The sequence below is a fragment of the Fibrivirga algicola genome (genome assembly GCF_011742925.1).
Lineage (GTDB): Bacteria > Bacteroidota > Bacteroidia > Cytophagales > Spirosomataceae > Fibrella > Fibrella algicola.
This window is the reverse complement of record NZ_WAEL01000010.1, coordinates 88826-110830: the sequence shown is the minus strand read 5'-3', so window position 1 is coordinate 110830 and position 22005 is coordinate 88826. Positions and strand designations below refer to the sequence as shown.

12 protein-coding genes are annotated in these 22005 nt (G+C 53.9%); 3 read left to right on the top strand and 9 right to left on the bottom strand.

Annotated elements, in window-relative coordinates; genetic code table 11:
* Nucleotides 1-29 precede the first annotated feature (29 nt).
* The 3 genes from F7231_RS23045 to F7231_RS23035 form a co-directional block, all read right to left on the bottom strand.
* On the bottom strand, nt 30-212 hold the full coding sequence (locus tag F7231_RS23045) for a hypothetical protein (RefSeq protein ID WP_157510607.1): 183 nt from the start codon (nt 210-212) through the stop codon (nt 30-32).
* Between the two features lie 300 nt (nt 213-512).
* Complete coding sequence (locus F7231_RS23040; RefSeq protein ID WP_166693712.1) at nt 513-3581, bottom strand: TonB-dependent receptor; 3069 nt, start codon at nt 3579-3581, stop codon at nt 513-515.
* 91 nt (nt 3582-3672) lie between these two features.
* A complete protein-coding gene (locus F7231_RS23035) occupies nt 3673-4371 on the bottom strand; it encodes a DUF2064 domain-containing protein (RefSeq protein WP_166693711.1) in 699 nt (232 codons plus the stop codon).
* 408 nt (nt 4372-4779) lie between these two features.
* Between F7231_RS23035 and F7231_RS23030 the strand changes: the two genes are divergently transcribed.
* Nucleotides 4780-7836 (top strand): DEAD/DEAH box helicase, encoded by a 3057-nt coding sequence (locus tag F7231_RS23030; protein ID WP_166693710.1) that lies wholly within the window; start codon nt 4780-4782, stop codon nt 7834-7836.
* A gap of 28 nt (nt 7837-7864) precedes the next feature.
* Here the strand turns inward: F7231_RS23030 and F7231_RS23025 are convergent, their stop codons facing one another.
* Nucleotides 7865-8947: a chemotaxis protein CheB gene (locus tag F7231_RS23025; protein WP_166693709.1), complete on the bottom strand. Its 1083-nt coding sequence runs from the start codon at nt 8945-8947 to the stop codon at nt 7865-7867.
* Nucleotides 8948-9126: 179 nt separating this feature from the next.
* On the opposite strand from F7231_RS23025, the gene F7231_RS23020 reads away from it, so the two are divergent.
* A complete protein-coding gene (locus F7231_RS23020) occupies nt 9127-13755 on the top strand; it encodes a CheR family methyltransferase (protein ID WP_166693708.1) in 4629 nt (1542 codons plus the stop codon).
* Between the two features lie 146 nt (nt 13756-13901).
* Here F7231_RS23020 and F7231_RS23015 read toward each other — a convergent pair whose 3' ends face one another.
* Nucleotides 13902-14612 (bottom strand): hypothetical protein, encoded by a 711-nt coding sequence (locus tag F7231_RS23015; protein WP_166693707.1) that lies wholly within the window; start codon nt 14610-14612, stop codon nt 13902-13904.
* 228 nt (nt 14613-14840) lie between these two features.
* Complete coding sequence (locus tag F7231_RS23010) at nt 14841-17204, bottom strand: efflux RND transporter permease subunit (protein WP_166693706.1); 2364 nt, start codon at nt 17202-17204, stop codon at nt 14841-14843.
* A gap of 152 nt (nt 17205-17356) precedes the next feature.
* Between F7231_RS23010 and F7231_RS23005 the strand changes: the two genes are divergently transcribed.
* Complete coding sequence (locus F7231_RS23005; protein ID WP_085415118.1) at nt 17357-17794, top strand: Rieske 2Fe-2S domain-containing protein; 438 nt, start codon at nt 17357-17359, stop codon at nt 17792-17794.
* 69 nt (nt 17795-17863) lie between these two features.
* Here the strand turns inward: F7231_RS23005 and F7231_RS23000 are convergent, their stop codons facing one another.
* The 3 genes from F7231_RS23000 to F7231_RS22990 all read right to left on the bottom strand — a co-directional run bounded on the left by F7231_RS23000 (nt 17864) and on the right by F7231_RS22990 (nt 21812).
* Nucleotides 17864-18862 (bottom strand): Hint domain-containing protein, encoded by a 999-nt coding sequence (locus F7231_RS23000; RefSeq protein ID WP_085412570.1) that lies wholly within the window; start codon nt 18860-18862, stop codon nt 17864-17866.
* Between the two features lie 99 nt (nt 18863-18961).
* A complete protein-coding gene (locus tag F7231_RS22995; protein ID WP_166693705.1) occupies nt 18962-20533 on the bottom strand; it encodes a flavin monoamine oxidase family protein in 1572 nt (523 codons plus the stop codon).
* A gap of 94 nt (nt 20534-20627) precedes the next feature.
* A complete protein-coding gene (locus tag F7231_RS22990; RefSeq protein WP_166693704.1) occupies nt 20628-21812 on the bottom strand; it encodes a pyridoxal phosphate-dependent aminotransferase in 1185 nt (394 codons plus the stop codon).
* Between the last annotated feature and the right edge of the window lie 193 nt (nt 21813-22005).

Genomic DNA, 22005 nt, shown 5'->3' with positions numbered 1-22005 from the left:
GCGCCTTACGGAGTAGGCTGTATCTGGCGCTACCAACGCCGTTTCTTGGCCTGCCCCGGGGGCAAACCACCATATCGGCCGTTCTTGTACCATCCTTTGTGTTTTCCGTTGTCGTGCGGGCGGTTAGGTCGGTCATACACCAACACTGGCCTTGGCGCACAGGCCGCCAGCAACATCGACAACAGGAGCGCATAGATAAGCGGGCGTTTCATACGTTGATTCGTTTATACCTATCCTAACGTACCCAGCAGCCATCTCCGTATCTATTCCCCAGCCGCACGTCTGGAGGGAATACACTCAGCCGGACTTGTCACCAACTAAAAACCCCCTCCGAATATCAGAGAGGGTTTCTTTACCAAGAGTGACATTTTATGAAGCAACCGGCTTGTGACCAATTGGCATCAGATGAATAAGCAAAGGTGAGATTGGGTAATCGGTCTCATCATTCGTTTCTACAGGTTTGTGATTGTCAGGCAGGAGAGCAGCATTTGCCTGTCTGCTCCCCTGCATTACTAGAACAGATACCGGGCACCAAACTGAAACTGGCGGGGCGTACCAGCATTGCGCTGCACGATACCGCTACCCGCCGGACCCACCTGAATCTGGTTACTCTGCGTTGCATTATTTGAATACCCGCTGAGGTTGTTTGTATTCAATACGTTGAAAATATCGGCCCGGATTTCAACGCGCTGACCCGTGCTCATCTTCAACGGCAGCGTATACTGCGCGCTTACGTCGATCACTTTCGACCAGGGTAATCGGTCTGAATTGCGGCTCTCGCCCGGCTGGCGGTCTGAGTTACCCACATACGCATCACCAAAGGCACCGCCGTCACCGTTCAAATCGTTGGTTGTCAGCGCCTGGCCATTACTGCCCAAAATCGGCCGGTTTTGCGCGTCAACGATCACGTACCTGGCGGCATTTGGAATCCGGTTGATTGGCTGGCCGCTCTGAATCAGGGCCGCCGCCGTCAGAGTTAGCTGCTGACCAACGTAGTAATTAAAAATTCCGTTGATAATGTGCGTCCGGTCGTTGATGCTCGGTGCCCATTCGGCGTCGAAATTATTGGCGTCCATTGCCCGGAAGTTCACATCTTCGGTGTTGTTGTACAGCCGCGACAGTGTGTAGATCAGCCGGTAGGCGTAGGGTGCACTCCCCCGGTTTTTCTGCACGTTCAGGCTCAGGGCTGTATAGCGCGAGCGGCCGGCCGTTTCGGTCATTACCACACTTTGGGCGGCTCCGGCCAACACCTGACCGTTCAGCAAACCTGCGCCATTTACAATTGGTAATGGGCGCGACGCATTAGCAACGTCCGACGAACGGGCGGTACCGTTGCGGGCGCTTATGCCGTAATCATACGGGGCAGGGGCGTTCAGGTTGCGCGTCCGGAAGAGGTTGTACGATTCGTTGTAAACGGCGTCGGCGTAAATCAGCACGTCGTCGTTGACCTGATACTGGTAGCCCAGCGTGCTCTGAATGGTATACGGATTCTGGTAGCCGTTGGGGTTCAGAATGCGCCGCTCACCGCTGAACAGGTTGCGCTGCCCGGCAAACGACGAGGCAGGTGGCCCCTGCAAATACCGGATCGGTACGCCAGCGTTGTTGCTGCCGCCCACGCTCAGATTACCATCAAACGTAACGCGGTTCAGGTCGGTGTTAGCCGGCAGAATACCCCGATCGATAAAGTACTGAAGTTCGCGTTTGAAGTCTGTGCTTGTGTTGTTCTGCTGCAGCGCATCGCTGTAGATGGTGTACAGAATCTTGTCGTAGAACACACCCACGCCACCCCGTACAGTCGACCGGGAACTGACCTTATAGTTGGCGCTAAACCGGGGCGCTATGTTGTTGGCATCACCAGTTGCGGCACCACCCTTGCTCAAGTTGTCGTAGTCATAACGTAGCCCGAGCGTCAGGTTCAGGCTTGGGCTGGCGGCCCACTGATCTTCAACGTACCCGGTTACAATGTTCTGCGTGGTACCAAACGAGGCAGGGCGCAGTTCAACCGAATAACCCAGCACCTGAGCATCGGCCGGAATATCGCTCACATTCAGGTTGCTCCCTAAGCGGCGTTCCTGAATAGCCGCCAACTGGCTGGCCGTCAGCCGTACGGTGTAGCTGCCATTAGGGTTGCCGCCGCCAAATAACTGATGCCGCGCCGAAATCAGCTCAGCTCCCGCCCGGATGGTATGATTGCCCCGGTAAAACGACACTTTCTGCTGAAACTGCATCGTATTCTCATGCGAATCGAAGAGGTAACCGGGGTGACCCAGGTACGCAATACCAACACCCGTGGGGTCTTGTACCGTTACGTCTGGGCTGTTGGGGTTAACCGGCCGGGCGTAGTTCCAGCGGAAGCTGCTGTACTGCAGATTTGTTTCCGACGAAAAACGGGCGGTCGAGTAGGTGTTGCGCGACGCAATCAGCACCGAGTTACGGTCCTGCGCGTTAGCCGCTGAGGGGAAGGCAATGCCGCCCGTCAGCCCACCCGCCTGCCGACCAATTGCCACCTGACCGACGTTCACCCGAAGTGACGACTTGAACCGGTCGCTCCAGAACTGATCCAACTTACCCGATATATACGTGAACCGGTTGGTACCCCGGATGGTCTCGTTTACACCTAGTTGCGGCGTCGTCAATAAGTTATCTTTAATGTCGGTTGTATGCTCTACGTTCAGGTAATAAAACGTCTTGTTCTTCACCAGGGCACCGCCAATGCCGAAGCCCGCCTGGTACCGCTGAAAGCCATCTTTCACCTGGTTACCCGACAAATCGCGGAGGGGGTAACTCGTCTGCGCATCAACCACCGAGCCGGGGCGGGTCAGGAAGAATACTTCGCCCGTTGTGTTGTTGCTGCCCGATTTGCTGGTGATGTTGATCACGCCGTTGCCCGTGTTACCAAACTCGACTGAGTAGTTGTTGGTCAGCACCGATACGTTGCGGGTGAACCCGATCGGGATGGCGAATTTCTGCCCACCCAGGAACCGCTCATTGTTGTCCATCCCGTCTATAAGGTAGTTGTTGAACAGGCCGTTGGCACCGTTGATGCTCACGTTGGGCGCTTCCGGGTAAAAGCCCGTTGCCTGGCTTACGTTGGGCAGCCGGTACAGCACCCGCGTAATATCGCGTCCTTCAACGGGCAGTTCTTCCACCTGTTTGATCGTCAACTGCGACGCCACTTCGGCGTTGACAGTGTTGATCTGCGTGGTGCTTCGGCCACGTACCTGCACCTCGTTCAGATTTACTTCGCGTTTTGAAGGCAATTGCAGTGATACGCTCTGCCGGGCGTTGGCTCGTAGCACAATGTTGTCGGCGGTGCTTTCCAGGTACGTGGCATCGGCGTTGGTAAATACCCGATAAACGCCATTCAGCGACACCGATCCAAACGTAACCTGCCCGTTGCTGTTCGTGATAGCCTGCCGACTAACACCGATCGATGGGTTTTCAAGGTAAACGGTGATACCGGAAATAGCCCGTTGCCGTGTCAGTTCGCGGACCGATACATCGATGTCGGTAACCTGCGCCAGGGCAGCAAGCGTGGAAATCCCCCAAAGGAGAAAAGTAAGTAGCGTATTTTTTTTCATAGATAATGTAACCCCATTGACCATGAGGCAAACGGACAAGTCCATGATCGACATGATCACAGATGAACTAGGGTGAAAAAATGAAGGAAGCTTACCGCAACGGTGGAGCCCGTAAACCAGCAAGGGCCAGAGAACGCAATAAGATGGAAATTGGGCGGGCAGCAAACGGACCCACCGTTACCGGGCGCAACGCCTCGGCCAGTTGGCGCAGCCAGGTACGTGCCCCAACTGCTTCGCTTAACCGAACATCCGGACGGGTGTTCCAGTCGGATCGGCAAGGCGACAGTAGCACTGGTTGCTGACCGTGCTGGTGCAGAAACTGAAAAAGCGAGGCCGACAGCTCTGTTGTTTGCCAGGGCAGATTGGTCAACGCCTGTGCGTTCGTCAGCAGCGCCTGGTTCAGGCCCGTCAGGTACACACCGCCGCGTGCATCGGCCCCAACGGGAATGGCTCCTGCCTGAAGGGCGCGGGCCGCTTCGGTCAGGTCAGACGGACGCAGGGCTGGGCAGTCGTTGCCAATACAGATCACCGACGAATAGCCCAGTTCAAGCACGGCCTGAACCGCCTGCCGGAGTTGAGTTCCGAACGTACCGGCGTGGTTGATGGGCAATTCATGCGACACGACTGCTGGTAGGCCCGCCGCTCGAATTTTGGCCAGCGTCAATTGTTCGAGCGAATGCCATACCCGCTCACTGCGAGCCACAGAACCAGCCAGCGGCTTGCGCCGGGCCTCCTGTGTCGCTGAGAGCGAGAAGAGCAAAACCGCAACGGAACTGGCAGACGTGGACATAAAACAGGAACAGATATACTAAGAAACTACTATAGGCCAGTAGTGTTGCATTTACTCACTTTTTAGGCATGATAAACCGGGCGCTTATGACACCTACGGCAAAAAATACCCGCTGGATTTTAACCCCCTTAGCCTCCAATTCAGTCTATCTCTCCGACCGGGGAATAGGTAACGTATAGGGTTAACAGTTTCTTGATTTGGCACTTTGCATTGCCGTCGTATATTTGAAACCGCTACCTCAATAAGTTTGCGTTACCCAGTTTTATTTTAGTTATTATACGACAAATAGTGCGCTCACTGTAAGTCGACTGGCGCGCTCTTTATCTGTTAGTTAGCCTATCAGCAGTATCATCCATACTCATTGAAAGAGATGGGCGAATCTCCTGCATAGTCACCCCTCCTCGTCACATGAAAGTTTCCCCGTCAGAGCCTTTTCAAGTTGTTTATTCTTTACTCGAACACGAATACCTGGGTTACCTGATCGAGGCATTTGTGGTTCGGCTAAATGCAAAAGGTGAACTGACGCTCCAGACCCAGAGCCTGTCACCGCAAAACGTCCGCGAATTTTCGGCTGGCCTCGACGAGCGCGATTTCGAACTGGTGCGGCTGACCGATTACATCTGCCAGGATACACTACTGCGGCGATTCAATACCAAGAAATGGTCGGTCGTCGATTTTTTTCTGCGTGTATATGACCCGCAAAAAGGCGACAAGGTGATGCAGGAGGCCATTGCCGATTATGTGCAGCGCACTAAAGCGCAGATTCTACCACTGCTGGCTGGCAAACCGATCTTCCTGATGACTCACGACGGCGATCCGGTGGGCGATCCGGTTACGTTCATGCCTGAACCGGCACGGGTTTATTTTCATTTTGTGCGCAACGAAGAGGCTACGCATTACTTCCCCATTATCCGCTACCCGCTTGCCGAACGCGATCCGCAACCGGGTTCACCTACAACCGAGCGCGTTGAATTCCAGCACCGGAATGCCATGCTCCTGTGCGACGACCCGGCCTGGCTGCTGGTGAAGAACAAGCTCTACCACTTCGCCAAACTCTCGAAAAACGAACTGTCAGCAGGTATCGATGTCGACGGCAAAAAGCTGCGCCCCTTTTTGAACAAGCAGCATATCGTGGTGCCGAAAAGCATGGAGGCGCAGTATTACGAACGCTTCATTGTGCCCCTGATTGCGCAGTACGACGTCTTCGCCAAAGGGTTCGAGATCCGATCTACCTCGCTCGAACCCATACCGGTGCTTACCCTCTCCGAGCAGGTGAGCAGTCAGCAGCGTGTAGCGGCGTCGCCCGCGCTTTTTGGCGACACGCTGGTGGCCGAAGACGATGAGTCGGCCAGTAACGAGGTGGTGCTCGATCTGTCATTTCAGTACGGTGACTTCACCTTTCGATTCAACAGCTTCGCCAACTCATCGAACGTAAGCCTCGAAAAAGTGGGCGACGACTATGTATTCCATAAAATACGGCGGGAGCTAAAGACAGAACGGAATCGGTTTACCCAGCTCCGGGAACAGGGCCTCGACCTGCGCAACGGGCGGCTGGAACTCCCCAAGGCGCAGGCATTTACCTGGCTGGCTGAACACCGCGCAGCGCTAGACGAAGCCGGTTTCCAGGTACGTCAGAATGCCAGCGACACCCGGCGCTATTTCCTGGGTTATTCGAGTCTGGATATTTCGATTCGTGAAACACGCGACTGGTTCGATATTTACGCCAAAGTTCGTTTTGGCGAGTTTGAAATCCCCTTTATCCGGTTGCGGTCGCTGATTCTGGCCCGCAAACGGGAGTTTGCCCTGCCCAACGGTGAAATTGCGGTTATCCCGGAGGCGTGGTTCACCAAGTATGCCGAACTGGTGGGCTTTATGGAGCATCCGCCTGTCGACGGGCCGGGCAGCGACGAGCAGGACCAGTTAGGCGACCGGCTGGTCTTACAGAAACACCATCTGGCGCTGGTGCAGGAATTGGATAATGAGTCACTGGCCGAAACGGTCATCAGCCGGCGGCTCGAAGGCCTGCGCGAATTTGAGCGGATCGACGAGGTGCCCATGCCCGCTGGGTTTGTGGGTACGTTGCGACCCTATCAGAAAGCCGGTTACGACTGGATGAACTTCCTGCGCCAGTATCACTTTGGTGGTTGCCTGGCCGACGATATGGGTCTGGGCAAAACCGTAATGACCCTGGCGCTACTGCAGGGGCGTAAAGAAACGAACCTGGATACCCGCGGCCCTTCCCTGCTGGTAATGCCCACGTCGCTGATCTACAACTGGGAACTGGAGGCCCGTCGCTTTACGCCTGATCTTAGGGTGCTCGTCTACACAGGTACGTATCGCGATAAAAACACGGCGCTCTTTAACGAGTATGATTTGATTCTGACCTCATACGGCATTGTCAGGATAGACATTGATCTGTTGAAAGACTACCGGTTCGACTACGTGATTATGGACGAGTCGCAGGCGATCAAGAACCCAAACTCGCACATTACGCGGGCAGTGATGCAACTCAACTCGGCCCACCGGCTTATTTTGACGGGTACGCCGCTCGAGAACAGCACGATGGACCTTTGGACGCAGATGACGTTTATCAACCCTGGTTTGTTGGGGAGCCAATCGTTTTTCAAAAACACGTATCAGTTACCCATCGAAAAACGCGGCGACGATCAGAAGCTGCAAAAGCTTTACAGCCTGATTAAGCCGTTTATGCTGCGGCGCAACAAAAAGCAGGTAGCCACTGATTTACCCTCGAAGGTGGAAACGGTCCTGTACTGTGACATGACGCCCGAGCAATCGACGACCTACGAAGAAGCTAAGTCGTATTACCGCAACCTGATTCTCGATCATATCGAGAAAGATGGACTGGCCAAATCGCAGATGGTGGTATTGCAGGGCCTAACCAAGCTGCGGCAGATCGCGAATCATCCCCGCCTGGTCGATGCTACCTACGAAGGCGATTCGGGAAAGCTCGACGACGTGCGGATGCGGCTGGAGATTGCCATCAACGAAGGGCACAAAATATTGGTCTTCAGCCAGTTCATTAAGCACCTGGCCGTTATCAGGCAGTACCTCAACGAGAAGAACATCACCTATGCGTACCTGGATGGCGCCAGCACCGACCGCCAGGAGCAGGTAGCCCGTTTCCAGACCGACGATACGGTACAACTCTTTCTAATCTCCCTAAAGGCCGGGGGGCTGGGGCATAACCTGACCGCCGCCGATTACGTGTTCCTGCTCGATCCCTGGTGGAACCCTGCCATTGAAGCTCAGGCCATTGACCGGGCTCACCGTATCGGGCAGCAGAAGCCGGTATTCACCTACAAGTTCATTACTAAGAACAGCGTCGAAGAAAAAATTCTGGCGCTGCAACGCAGTAAGCTACGCCTCGCCAGCGAGCTCGTCACCACGGAAGACAGCTTCATGAAATCGCTGACTAAAGAAGACGTACTGGTGTTGCTGGATTAAGTTGATTTTTGGCGTAACGCCAAACTGACTAAATCGACTCGTTAGGTTGATTCCCATCCACGGCTAGTTGATCATTGGCAAAAATAAGCTCACGAATACGGTGCGCCCGGTCGAGTGCTTCTGCCGACTGCGCCCGGAATTTTTCGGCAGCTTCAGCTTGCCCGGCTTCGGCCAGCCGGTCGGCCGCCTGATTGAGCAACAGGATACTTTCTTCCAATCCCCGTACCGATTGCCACATTGTATCTTCAATGGCTTTGGTAACGTCGGCTAGTAGCGTGCTGGCCGTGTACGAGTGCCCCGTATGGCACCGATACCGGATAAGGTGGCCTTCCTGAAAACTAACCAGGGCGCCATTGCATTCCGGGCAGGTAAGGGGCGTTAATGCCCCCATCGATAGAATACCCCGATCGAAAGGGCTCACCTGCGCAGCCACATCGACCTCTGTTTTTATACGATTTAGTTCATCATCCACGAGCAGACGATCGGCTAAGTTTTCATTCGGTTCGGGTCCGTCAGCGATAGGCTCACTTGTTAACTGAATGAGCAGTTGAGGAATCTCAGCTAAAGGAACAACATAATTTACATCCACATACTCCAGCACACTCTCAGGCATACTGGAATACATGGCATCATCTGGCTGTTGCACAATACTTACCCCGCCAAGCCGGTTAACTGTCCACATGCCCGACGTACCATCATTGAGCAAACCCGTTAACACCACGCCAATCACCCGCGAGCCGAAGCTGTAGGCGGCCGAGCGAAAGAGCGCATCAATCGATGGGCGGAACCGATTTTCTTTAGGCCCTTTCCGGACCAGAATATAACCAGCCTGCTGTTGACTGGCTTCTTCTTTTTCAATGAGCAGGTGATGGTCAGGTGGGGCAATGTAAATCCGACCGGGCAGTATGGGGTCACCATCGTGCGGGTGTACCGCTTCGAGCGGCCCACATCGGCTTAGAATGGCAGGCAACATACTGGTCGTATAGGCAGCCAAGTGCTGAACAACGAAAATTGAACCCGAAAAATCAGCCGGCAAGTGGCCAACCAATTCCTGCAACGCACTCACTCCGCCAGCCGAAGAGCCAATGACCACAATATCTCGTTTCGACATGCAATTAGTTAATCTTATCTTTTCCAATTGTCTAATTAAACGCCAAACTACTCTGCCCAATAAGTAGACAATGAGACAACGGTTTTTTGCTACGATATACTTCTAATTCAACAGATATTTATCTGTTGAATTAATAAATTTATAGAACCGTAAACATATACATCGATCAGTTCCGCAGCATGCCACTAAACGACCAGTCAGATAGAGCAGTAACAACAACTACTCAAATTCCAATTGTGGCTATTGGCGGTTCAACGGGCGGGCAGGAAGCGGTAGTAGATTTACTCACTACCCTGCCCGGCACAACCGGTTTTGCCTTCGTCTACGTTCAACACCTAAACCCCAGTCACGATAGTTACTTAGCCAGCATATTAAGTCACGCAACGGCTATGCCCGTCATTGAGGCAGCCAATAACATGCCTGTTCAGCCGAATCACGTTTATGTGATGCCCCCTAACCGGGAGTTGGAAATTCAGGACGGTATATTGATTCTGGCCCCGCGCCTTCGTACGATTCATATGCCCATCGACCGGTTTTTCATTTCGCTGGCCGGCCGGCAGAAAGTAGGCTCCGTGGCCATTCTGCTCTCGGGCATGGCCACCGATGGCACGCTTGGCCTGAAAGCGGTGAAGGTAGCCGGGGGGATTACCATGGCGCAGGACATTACCGCCCAGTTCCAGACCATGCCCAAAGCCGCCGTTGCCGAAGGGGTGGTCGATCTGATCCTGTCGCCGAAGGCAATGGCCAATGAACTGGTCCGCCTCAGTCAGCGCGCCGATGATTTGCGCCAGACAACCGAAGACGACGAGCCCGACGAGGAACCGGAAGAAAGCGCTGATGAGGACTTACCCTTCAGCAACACCGAAAGCGATGAGGATATTCGCCCCATTATTCAGTTGATTCACCGGGCTATAGGCGTCGACTTCAGCCACTACAAAGTGACAACAATTCGGCGGCGCATTATCCGTCGGATGTTGCTCTATAAACTCGACAACTTAACGGATTACACCCAGTACCTGCGCGAGCACCCGGCCGAAGCACGGGTGCTTTACAACGACCTGCTTATCAACGTAACGACGTTTTTTCGGGATCAGGAGGCAATGGCCTACATGGGTAAGGTGTTGTTGCCCCAGCTCATCAAAACCATGTCGCCACGCGAACCACTGCGTATATGGGTTCCCGCCTGCTCAACGGGCCAGGAAGCGTATTCGCTGGCCATGTTGCTGCTGGAAACCCTGGGCGAAGGGACGGCCAGCCCGCCCATTCACATTTTCGCCACCGATCTCAGTGAGCCCGCCATTACGAAGGCCAGGCAGGGTGTCTACACAAAAAGTGAGGTAATAGACATATCCCCCAAGCGGCTACAGCGGTTCTTTACTAAAATAGATGATCAATATCGCATTCATAAAACCATCCGCGATTTGTGCGTGTTTGCACCGCACAACCTCTTCAAAGATCCGCCTTTTTCCCGGCTTGATCTGATCAGCTGCCGCAATCTGCTGATTTACCTGAACAGTCATTTACAACGAAGAGCATTTTCTACGTTTCACTACGCACTGAAGCCTAACGGTTATTTGCTCTTGGGCAAATCTGAGACGGTGAGCGCCTCCGCTTCGTTGTTTACGGCGGTTGAAAAAAACTTTCGTGTGTATACCCGCCGGAATGACGGGAACAGTGTTCCACCCGGCCAGATCTCAATAGATCGTAATGGTAATCGCACGAGCCCGAACCGGTCAACAACGGAACGGATCGATATTATGGATAAGAAAGGGTATTCGCCTAAAAATGCAGGTAACGACCTCAACAAAGTAGTAGACGGGCTACTACTCAGCCAATACGTACCTGCTTCCGTAGTGGTCGATCAGGAGTTGGAAATCCTTCAATTCAGAGGGTCAACAGGTCTGTTTTTAGAGCCGGCCCCAGGCAAGGCCAGCCTGAATTTACTAAAAATGGCCCGGCCCCCCCTTGCGTTTGAGTTGCGTAACGCCGTACACAAAGCGCACAAGTCTGGCATGCCGGTTCGTAAAACAGGGCTTACCCTCACGGTAAACGGGCATGTACACCAAGTATCGATCGAAGCCGTTCCGCTCACATCCGAAGGTGAAACACGCCTGTTTCTGGTCCTCTTCACGGAAGAAACGATCGTAGTGGCGCCCGAAAGCGGTTCAGAGGGTATTCGCAGTGCCCGCATTCGGCAACTGGAAGATGAGTTGACCATCCTGCGCGAAGACATGCACTCGATCATTGAGGAGAAAGAAGCCTCGAACGAAGAATTGCAGTCAGCCAACGAAGAAATCGTCAGCAGCAACGAAGAGTTGCAGAGCATCAACGAAGAACTGGAGACCAGCAAGGAAGAAATTGAGTCGACCAACGAAGAACTGCTGACGATCAACCAGGAATTACAACTCCGGAATGATCAGCTCACCGAAGCGTATGGCTATGCCGAGGCAATTTTCGATACAATCAGCGAAGCCACACTCGTACTCGACAAAGACCTGAGCGTCAAATCGGCTAACCAGGCTTTCTATTCCATTTTTAAGGTCAGTCAGGAAGAAACGGAAGGCAAACTTTTGTACGAACTCGGCAACCGGCAGTGGGACATCCCCCAACTACGGCAACTGCTCAGCAGCGTGATCACCCAGAGCGCTAATATTCAATCGTATGAAGTCACTCACACGTTTCCTGGCATTGGCGAAAAGGTGATGCGCCTCAACGCACGAAAGGTGGTGCAACACCAACGGCAGGAGGCCGTCCTGCTGGCCATTGAGGACATCAGCGACCACCGGCGGGCACAGCGTCTGCTGGAAGAACGGCAAGCCTGGTTCCGCGACCTGATGGACAACGCACCCACCCTGGTCTGGGTGGCATCGGCCGAGGCAACCTTTATCTTCGTTAACCGGGCGTGGCTGGAATTTACCGGCTCCTCAACTGATGAGGTTATCGGGCAGTCAATGGCGCTCAATGTTCATCCCGACGACCACGACACGTACCTGGCAGTCTACGCCACGAACTTCCTGCGGCGCCAACCGTTCAGTACTGAGTTCAGGCTTCAACGGCAGGACGGCGAGTACCGATGGATGCTTACGAACGCCCGCCCCCAATACGGTCCCGACGGCCTCTTTGTGGGGTACATTGGTACCAGTCAGGAAGTGCACCTGCAGAAGACGCTGAACCAGGAGCTCGACATGCGAGTGCAGCAACGTACCCGCATGTGGGCCGATGCCAACGCCCGACTGGAACAGGCCAACCGCGATCTGCAGCAAAACGCAGACCGACTGCAAAGTGTGATCAACGGCATACCGGCCAGTATTACCATGCTGGATGTCATTCGTGATGAGAATGGCCAGCCAATCGATTTTGTCACCTCGGCGTTCAATGAATCGGCTCTGGCCATGACCGGCCAGGCAGAGCAGGACATTCAATGGCGCACGGTACTGGAGAGCTACCCGGAACTACGCAGCAACGGCCTGTTTGACCAATACGTACAGGTGCTGAACACCGGCGAGCCTGTGTATGAGGAACGTGAACTAAGCCAGCCTACGCCGGGCTGTTATGCGTATTTCATTACCCGGCAGATCGACGCCAACGGCCTTGTCGTAACCATCCTGAACATTACAGACCGTAAAGAAGCCGAGGCCCAGGTACGCGCAAATGCCGACAGTTTGCAGGCTGTCCTCGACAGCTCACCCGCCTCAATCGGGTTATTGAAGGCGCATCGGAATGAGCAGGACGAAGTGGTCGATTTTACCCTGCTGGCCTGCAATCAAAAGTTTGAGCAATTAACCGGTAAGGCATCGGCTGAGTTACTGGGGACGTCGATCAACAACGTGGCCACTGTCTTTTGGGGTAGCAACACCTTCAACAATTTCCTGCATGTGCTTACATCGGGCGAAACCATGTACGAAGAGCGCTACGACAACACGGGGGGGACCGACCGTTGGCTGGCCCTGTCGCTGAGCAAGCACGACGACGGCGTAGCCGTTACCGGCCTGGACATTACAAGCCTGAAACAGGCCGAACAACAGCGGGTAGCCAGCCTAAAAGAGTTGGAGCGGTCGGAGGAACTGGTGCAAACGCTCGATAGCATGCGTGAGCACATTCGCCAGCGAGGCGAGTTTTTACGGGCCACCTCCCATGACCTGCGGGGCAGTTTCGGCGTTATTGCCGGGGCGGCCTCCTTACTCGATAAGACAGATACGGCAGAAGAGCGGGCCGAAATGCTATCGATGCTGCAGCGGAATCTGCGGCGGGTCACTCAAATGCTGACGCAGTTACTCGATTATTCGCGCCTGGAAGCTGGACAGGAACAGTTTCAGGATGGCCAGTTCGATGCGGCCGTTGCCCTGCGGGAATTCATTGGTGGCTTACAACCAATGGCCCTTGAGCAACAGCTTTATCTTCAGGGCATTGGACCGGACACACTCATGGTAGAGGGCGACGCTGTGAAATTTAGCCGTATCGCCCAGAACCTGATCCTGAACGCCTTAAAATATACCAAGTCGGGTGGCGTACAAGTAAGCTGGACCCCGGACGAAGCAACCAATACCTGGACCTTTGTCGTCAGCGACACGGGGCCCGGTCTACCTGCTGCGCTGGTCACCATGCTCAATGACCCATTCAACACCGAAACCGAACAGTCGCTGGCAGCTAACGATCTTCAGTTATCAGAATCGACAGCGACCGGCGAAGGCATTGGTCTGTTCATTGTAAAACGGCTCTGCAACTTGCTGGGCAGCAGAGTTCACGTAACGTCTGAACCAGGTAAAGGCACGCTGATCCAGATCAACTTACCGCTGGCCTATTCGTAAGAAACCAGTTGGGTGTACCACAGACTTCAGCCCATATTGGGCAGGATCAAAAATGGAGTTACACTGACCAGTATATTGTAAACTAAAGGAGACCAGTTTGAACTGGTCTCCTCTGCGTATGTTCAATTGAGCGTCGGCCAAACTAATCAATACGTTTCATACGTAAACTCCTCTATATTACCGTCTTTGTAAACAATCTTAGTAACCAGGTTATCACTATTGTAGGTTAATTGAGCATCAGTTGTTCGGTTGTTCTGATTAAACACCTTAACCGATGAGCCACTAAACGGCTCACTAATCTTGTACGGTCTGTTCAGATAATCAGCAGGCGCACCCAAATAGAAGTCTGGTGTCAGACTGAGGTATTCATTAAAGCCAAATAAACCTCTGTATGGATTAGGGGTTGTATCGTAGGTGTACGAAGTGCCATTTATAGATGTTGCGTTCCCTCCGGCAAACGTATACGATTCGGTTCTAGTACCGGTACTTACTTCGTTACCATTAGTCCCTGTATAGCTGGTTGCTATGCGTGAAGAAGGGACTGTATTAGTACCATCATACACAAAGTCATAAGAAATCCTGTTGCCGCCATCGGTTGCCTGTAAATTCATTACTAGTCGAACCAGCCGATTTTGTGAGTCGTAATAATATCTTAGGCCGGAAAAGATAAGCCTGCTTATCCGTGATGTCACATAACTAATTCGACCGGATGCATAGTTGACCATAGGCTGATAAGCCGGATTTGTCTCCTTATCAATAGTAAATCCACTCAGTTGATTCTCATTATTGTAAGAAAGTGTAAACTGAGCATCGCCAAAAGGCTTGATCTGAGCATCCGAGTAGGAGATCGTTTTCACACGAATACGGGGTGCTGTTCCTTCGCGATGATCCGAGCAAGTCAGTGCTGTACAAAGCGTTGTTAGTAGAAGTAACCAGCTAGCTAGAGAAAAGTGTTTTATAATTTAAATGATTGATTGAATCATTTAAATGTATTCATTTTATAAAGATCATTCTCTTATGTAACTCCTAATTGATTAAGTGGACTCCTTTTGCTTTTAATAAACAGCGATAAACCACAAATACACTTACGCCGTTACTTTCTTCCGGCGGCGTTCATACACCGTCATCAGGAAAGCGGGCAGCAAAATCAGGTTCGAGGTCATACCCATCAGCAGGGTTATCGACACCAGAATACCCAGCGACACGGTACCCTGAAAGGTGGACGCCGTGAAAATGGCGAAGCCAGCAAACAGGATAAAGGCCGTATAAACCATACTGACGCCCGTTTGCCGAATGGTGCGCGACACAGCCTCGGCCACCCCGGCCCCATGCCGAAGCTCGTCGCGGTACTTGGTCACAAAGTAAATAGTCCCGTCAGACGACAGGCCGAAGGCGATGCTGAAGATCAGGATAGTGGATGGTTTCAGGTTTATACCGAAGTACCCCATGAGCCCGGCCGTGACCAGAAGTGGCACCACACTCGGCAGAATAGCGATCAGGCTGAGCCGTACATCGCGAAGCAGGATAATCAGGATAATCGACACCAGAAAAATGGCCAGCAGGGTACTCTCCGCCAGGTTCCGGAGCAGGTATTCATTACCCCGCGTAAACACTACGCTGTTGCCCGTGAGCTTCACCACGTACCTGTCGGCGGCGGGCACAAACTGACCCGTTTCGCGGTCGTAGTTGAAAAGCGAATCGGCGCGCGGTTGCAGCATATCGATCAGTTCGCGCAGGCGGGCGGTGCCTACGTCGGCTACCTGGAAACTGACCCGCGTAAACTGCCGCGTAGAATCGACATAGGCGGCCAGGCTCACCGACCCTTTGCGCGATGTGCCGTTGCCCATCTGCCCCGTATACTTTTGCAGCTTGGCCATCTCCAGCGCAGGTGGCAAAATGTAGTAGCGCGGTTCGCCCCCCCGATAGGCCTGATAGAAAAACTTCACCGCTTCGACCACCGACAGCGGCCGGGCAAATTCGGGATGCTGCGCAAATTCACGCTGTAGCAGTCTGATCTTGGTGAGCGTTTGCGGAGTCAGTACACGCCCCGGCCGACCGGCATCGATGCTGACCTCGAACGGCAGCACGCCATGATAGGCTTTCTCGAAGTACTTCAGGTCGGTATAGATCGGGTCGTTTTTGGGCAGGTCATCGACAACGTACCCAACGGCTTTGATCAGGCTCATGCCAAGCAGGCCCAGCACGGCAAACGCGCCAACAAACACATAAATGGCCGAGCGCCGGGTGTGCACCAGCTGGTCGACCCAGGTCAGAAACCGGGTCAGCACAGGGCTGTCGAGGTGACCGCGCTGCTTCTCCGACGGCACGGGCATGTAACTGAACACGATTGGGATCAGAATCAGCGACGTGGCATAGGTACTCATGATGCCCAGTGCAGCCACCAGGCCAAACTCGAGCAGAAGCGGGCTATTGGTGAAGTAAAAAACGAAGAAGCCGATCGACGTAGTGACGTTGGCAAAGAAGGTAGTCTCCCCTACTTTGGCGGTCGCAACGGCCAGCGCTTCCTGCTTCGACCGGCCGGGTTTGTTTAGCTCGTCGTGATACCGGTTGAGCAGAAAAATAGCGTTGGGAACACCAATCACGATGATCAGCGGCGGGATCAGCCCCGACAAAATGGTAATGGTATAGCCAAAGAGCACAATGTACCCCACCGCCCAAACCACGCCTACGGTAACCACGGCCATGGCAATACCCACCACCGACAACGACCGGAAAAAGAACAGCAGAATGAGGGCCGTTACCACAAACGCCAGCCCGATAAACAGCAGCATTTCGTTGCTTACCTTGGCCGTAAACTCGGTCCGGATAAAGGGCAGCCCCGACATGTGCACCACCGTATTGTGCCGCTCGCCAAAGGCCTCGGCCAGCCGCTCGATCTGCCGCACAGTAGCAATGCGCCCTCGGGTATTCAGCTTTTTCTGGTCGAAGGAAACGGCCATCAGGTGCGCCCGCCCCGACGAGTCGGTTACTAACCCCTGGTAAAATGGCAGGCGGCCAATGGTGGCGTTGAGGCTATCGGCCTGTGACTGGCTTACCACCGGTTTATCGATCAGCGGCCGAAACTGAAACTTGTCGGTGCTGTCATTGAGGGTAATCGTATACAAACCTGCGTTAGACACCACATCGCGGATACCGTCGATCTGTTTGATCTGTTTGTTGAGCGCCTGCCAATCCTGAAAATACTTCAACTGGTACATCGAATCGGTTTCCACACCGATCACCATCACGTTGCCGTCTTCGCCAAAACGGGCCTTGAAGCCTTCGTAAGTTGCATAATCGGGGTCGGTAGTGGGCAGAATTTTGGCAAACTCGTAGGAGAGTTTTACGCGGGAAGCCTGATAGCCCATAAAAACCGTTGCCAGCAGAATAAACGTGAGCAAAAGCCGGCGGTTGGCGAGAATGAAAAGAGCAATGCGAGTCCAGATCATGGAAAAGAGAGGAGCAAAAGAAGGCGCAAGTTAGCCAAAACTAGTGGCGCTCGGCTGAAATCGGGCGAGTTCGATGGGCGGTTAGTGCAACGGCTTAGGCTCAACTACCGTACTTAGTGGTAAACACATAGCCTGTGAATGGCCAGTTCACCATGACCAAAACCGATCTGATTAATCGTAATGCGTTTCTGAAACAGTTGGGGTTTAGCAGTGCCGCTATCCTGGCTACTGCTTGTCTTGGTTCGTGCTCGGCAGCGGATACCACCGTTGCTCCGCTGGCCAGCGATATTGTGCTCGACTTAACCGCGACCAGTAATGCTGCCCTGGCCAACAACGGTGGGTACGTAGTGCTGAGCAGCCAGAACGTAGTAGTTGCCCGCACTAACACGGGTGCTTATGCGGCAGTTACGCTCATTTGCAGCCACGAAGGTCAACGCAAAATCACGTACCGGACCTCCGAGTTTTACTGCACAGAACACGGGGCCCGCTACGACAACAATGGGGTTGGGCTGAACAGCGAAGGCAGCAAGGGGCTAAAAACATACGCCACCTCGCTCAGCGGCACCACGCTGACCATCAAAGCCAGTTGAAAAACAAAATGCGTACTCTTCGGTCATCCGGCGAAGAGTACGCATCTGTAGCGGCAGTGATACCGCCGTTTATTTGTCCAGCACTACGGTACCCGCCACTACGTAACTGCCTTTTTCGGTACTTAGGCTGTACACTGTAGCGGCGCGGCCGGTGCTGCCCGTCCGAACAACGCGGGCCGGGTACGTCACGCCGTTCTCGCAGCGGTACACCAACTCACCTACGGCCACGTCGCCGAGGGCTTTGCGGCCCGTAGCCGTTAGCACCGGGTGGTTAGCGGTGGCTTCGAGCAGTTGCGCGGGGGCGGGCATCAGCGCCGCACTCGCAGTCAGCTCGTTGGTGGGTACCGTCCAGATCCCAACCAGCGTAACCTCACTTCCCATTGGATGGGCGTTCAGGGCTGTAACGCGGTTGCTGACAACCGATTGCGTGGTTGCTTCGTAGCTCATCACCACGTCGCCCGCCCGCACGTCGGCAATGGCTTTCGACGACCCATCGGCCAGGGTCACCAGCGACTGCGGGCCAAAGCAGAAGTTATATTCTTCTTTCTTTTTCTCACCATTCTCGTCGGCTTTGCCGGTGCTGCCACCCATGATGTTGGCCATTTCTCGGCTTAATACAAAGGTCAGGGCGGGCATCAGACCTGGCTCTTTTTCGCCGATGTACTTCATATCGTCCAGGTACGCGTCCCAGGCTTTGCGGTCACCAGCGGCACCGGGTACCACAAAAGGTTTCAGCGCTCCGGTTTTCGCGTTCTGGTAAATTGCCAGCAGGCCAAGGTCTTTGGTGTCGGCCGCCGAGTACACTTTGTAGAGGTAGATTTTCCGGGTAATGCCATCGCTGTAGTTGAACACGTAGGCAGGTCGGTCTTCGTAGCGCTCCAGAATAAAACCGCCGGATTTCACGTACGTATCCTTCTCCAGATTATTGATTTTCAACGCCTTCAGGGCGGTAGCCTGCTCAACGGTCAACGCGCCCGGCGTAGCGGTCTGCGCCATCACGCGCTGCGCAAAAAGGCTGGTCACTAAGGCCGCGGCCAGGAAGAACAAATAAGGAAGTGTACGTTTCATAAGTATTGATTTTTCAGGTTGATTCGTTCTGTTCGCTGTTTACCGTTGACTGGTGCGTTGTCACTCAGCAGCAGTGTACCAGTGAACGGTAAATAGGTATTACAATTTCCCCACCCGGTCATGGATGGCGCCCACGGCACGGCGGGCTGAGGTCAGGGCACCGGCCATCCAGGCAGTCAGGTACGTGGTGTGTTCACCGGCGTAGTAGATTGGTCCGTCAGGTTCAAGCAGGGCGGCGTATTGCTTGCGGCGAATGGAATCATCATACACGGCCCAGCCCCCGCCTGAATATGGAATCCGGTGCCAGGCCAGCGAAAAGGCGTTTTCAAATTCGGCATCATACTGCGGATGAATTTTACGGCCCTGTTCCAGCGCTATTTTCTGGCGATCGGCCACCGACAGTGCCCCCACAGCCTCGGCCCGGCTGTAGAAATTGTAATAGCCAATCAGTACGCCTTTGGGTTTCTGGAACCCAAATGACGGGTACCAGATCTGGTTAATATCCTGGTTGGTCCGCGAAATGCCGCCGTAAATACCGTCTTCCTCTTCCCAGAACCGCCGTTTGAATTGCAGCCCGATCTTACCGGTCTTGATGTACGGCACAAAATCGGCCGCCCGCTGAACAGCACCGGATATGTCTGCATTCAGGTTTTTCAGGACTGGCAGCGGCAGCGTACACACACAGAATTCCGCCTGTAGTTCAGTTGGCTTACCTTCTTTCTGGTACACCACCCGTACGCCGTTCTCCGTTTTGCGCAGCTCGGTCACCGGCGCGTTGAACTGAATTTTACCCGACAGCCGTTTCTCAAAGGCTTTTGGAATCGCGTCCATTCCGCCAACGGGCTGTAGCAGGGTCGTTTGCTGCTCATAGATGTAGTCGCCTACGTTATGAAAGACCGGCTGCATAAAACCCGACCGCAGGATATCGGTAAGGCCATACGGGTCATTGATAACCCCCATCGACGTACCTGCGCCGGGCTCGGTTTTGTAGCCCCGCCGGTTGGTGCCTTTGTACAGATGAGCCGTGTTCAGATCACCTTCGTTTTTCAAAAACTCAACCAGCTTCTCGACGTCTTCTTTGGTCAGCTGCTGATCCAGCGCCCCCTGATCGAGCGACTTGGCAAGGAGTTCGGCCGTGTAGCCGCGCATGTCGTTGTGGTACTCCTTGATCCGGATGCGGCGATTGGCAAACGTACCTGTTCCTCCTTCATTGTACAGGTAGGCCGCCTCGTTATTCCCATTAAAAATCTCCAGCGGTACGCCCAGTTCCCGGCAATACTGCAACGTAAGCTGGTGATGGTGCGGAATTCGGGCGGCACCGCCGTTGAAGTAGTAGCCCTCATCGAAGCGGCAGGTTTGGGGGGTACCGTCCACTTCTGTTTCCGACGTACCGCTCCGCACGGTCCATACCCGCCCACCCGAGCGGCTCCGGGCTTCCAGCACCGTGCAGTCGTAGCCAAGTTTACCCAGTTCCCAGGCGGTGGCCATTCCAGCCAGACCCGCCCCCAGAATCACCACTTTGCGTCCGGCTGGCCGGCCCGTTTTCGGATCAGTCACCGAACCGTTGGCGGGTAAATTAAATGCTTCCGCCGGTGCAGGAGCCAGCAATCCCCAGGCCAGCAGCGAAGCATAACTGGCCGATGTTGAATTTATAAAGTCACGTCGGGTCATATTGACGAGGAATGGTAAAAAAGGAAGAAAAGAAAGAAGGGCTGCCGGTTAATCTGCCTAACACGGTCGACTATCAGCGAAACTCCTTTCTCCCTTAGCCCACAACTTTCTTGAATGCATCGACAAAGGTTTCCATCTCGGCCTGGGTACCGATGCTCACCCGGCAATAGGGCTGCTTGTCGATCTCGCGGGTTTGAATACCAACACCATGCCCGTACATCTGCCCTTCAAATGCTTTGGTTTTCATCTTGATAGGAAACAGAATAAAGTTGGCCGCCGACGGAATCGGCTCGTAGCCCAGCCCCTTCAGCGCTTTCATCGTATAGTCCCGGGCTTTGGCATTTTCAGTGCGGCAGTAAGTTTGCCAGGCCTGATCCTGGTAGCTGGCAATACCGGCCATCAGTGTAGTGATGCTCACCGCGAATTCGCCATTGGTAAACGGCTTGATCTGTTGCAGCGTTTTGGGTTGCGCCATAACGTACCCAAGCCGCAGCCCCGCGAAACCGTGAATTTTAGAGAATGTCCGCGCCAGAATAACGTCGAGGCCTTCGGTGATAAGTTTACCCAGCATAGGCCGCTCGGCTGGTTCAAGGAAATCGATGTAGGCTTCATCGATAAAGACAGGTACGGTGGGCGCCACATCGCGGCAGAACTGCGTGAGCTCGGCGGCGGGGACAAGGGTACCGGTCGGGTTATTCGGGTTCACGATGTACACCATCGACAGGCCCGGGGTACTGAGGGCTTTGGCTTTCAGGGCGGCCAGGTCGTAGCCCAGACCAGCCGTGGCAGGAACGGTCAGCACCTGCCCTTTCATACCCGTAGCACGTTCCAGCAGATCATCGTACGTTGGGCGGCAGGTGAGTATGGGTCCTTTCTGGGAGTAGTAGGCCGCACCCGCCATCAGCACATCCGACGAACCGGGCGTAATCAGGATATTCTTCGCCGCCACACCTTCTTCCTTGCCAATCAATGTCTTCAGTTGGGCAAACTCCATCCAGGCGTAGCGATTGCCTAAAACGCTGGCTTTATTCAGCGCTTCTTTGGCGCTGGCTGCAATGCCATACGGATTTTCATTGGCAAAAAGCCGCGCTTTCAGGGCGGGTATCGTATCGGGCGGCAGGTTGTTTAACTGCGCGAATTCCTGAAACAGGCGTTGCTCGGCGGCCACAGAGTCAGGAATAAAAGCTGCTTTTGCTTCCTGCCACCGGCTCAGGCCAAGCCCGGCAGAGAGCAAGCCAGCCAAACGAAGCCAGTTACGACGGTTGATGATGTGCGACATATTTTGTAAAAGTTAATTATTCCAATAGATTATTTTGACAATCGACGATAACAATAATCCAAACAGCACAAAAACAAATCTACACAAAAATTTAAGGAGTAGAAAGGAAGAAGTGGTAAGCGGCGGGCCGGCGTAGGACTGTACCGGGGTCAGCTACACCTGCTACTTAAATCAGCTAATCACCCCTACCTTC

What these genes read in the sequence shown, in the direction of transcription:
- F7231_RS23010 (WP_166693706.1), bottom strand. Translation starts at nt 17,204, where the DNA reads ATGATCTGGACTCGCATTGCTCTTTTCATTCTCGCCAACCGCCGGCTT.
- F7231_RS23035 (WP_166693711.1), bottom strand. Translation starts at nt 4,371, where the DNA reads ATGTCCACGTCTGCCAGTTCCGTTGCGGTTTTGCTCTTCTCGCTCTCA.
- F7231_RS22990 (WP_166693704.1), bottom strand. Translation starts at nt 21,812, where the DNA reads ATGTCGCACATCATCAACCGTCGTAACTGGCTTCGTTTGGCTGGCTTG.
- F7231_RS22995 (WP_166693705.1), bottom strand. Translation starts at nt 20,533, where the DNA reads ATGACCCGACGTGACTTTATAAATTCAACATCGGCCAGTTATGCTTCG.
- F7231_RS23025 (WP_166693709.1), bottom strand. Translation starts at nt 8,947, where the DNA reads ATGTCGAAACGAGATATTGTGGTCATTGGCTCTTCGGCTGGCGGAGTG.
- F7231_RS23040 (WP_166693712.1), bottom strand. Translation starts at nt 3,581, where the DNA reads ATGAAAAAAAATACGCTACTTACTTTTCTCCTTTGGGGGATTTCCACG.
- F7231_RS23005 (WP_085415118.1), top strand. Translation starts at nt 17,357, where the DNA reads ATGACCAAAACCGATCTGATTAATCGTAATGCGTTTCTGAAACAGTTG.
- F7231_RS23045 (WP_157510607.1), bottom strand. Translation starts at nt 212, where the DNA reads ATGAAACGCCCGCTTATCTATGCGCTCCTGTTGTCGATGTTGCTGGCG.
- F7231_RS23000 (WP_085412570.1), bottom strand. Translation starts at nt 18,862, where the DNA reads ATGAAACGTACACTTCCTTATTTGTTCTTCCTGGCCGCGGCCTTAGTG.
- F7231_RS23020 (WP_166693708.1), top strand. Translation starts at nt 9,127, where the DNA reads ATGCCACTAAACGACCAGTCAGATAGAGCAGTAACAACAACTACTCAA.
- F7231_RS23030 (WP_166693710.1), top strand. Translation starts at nt 4,780, where the DNA reads ATGAAAGTTTCCCCGTCAGAGCCTTTTCAAGTTGTTTATTCTTTACTC.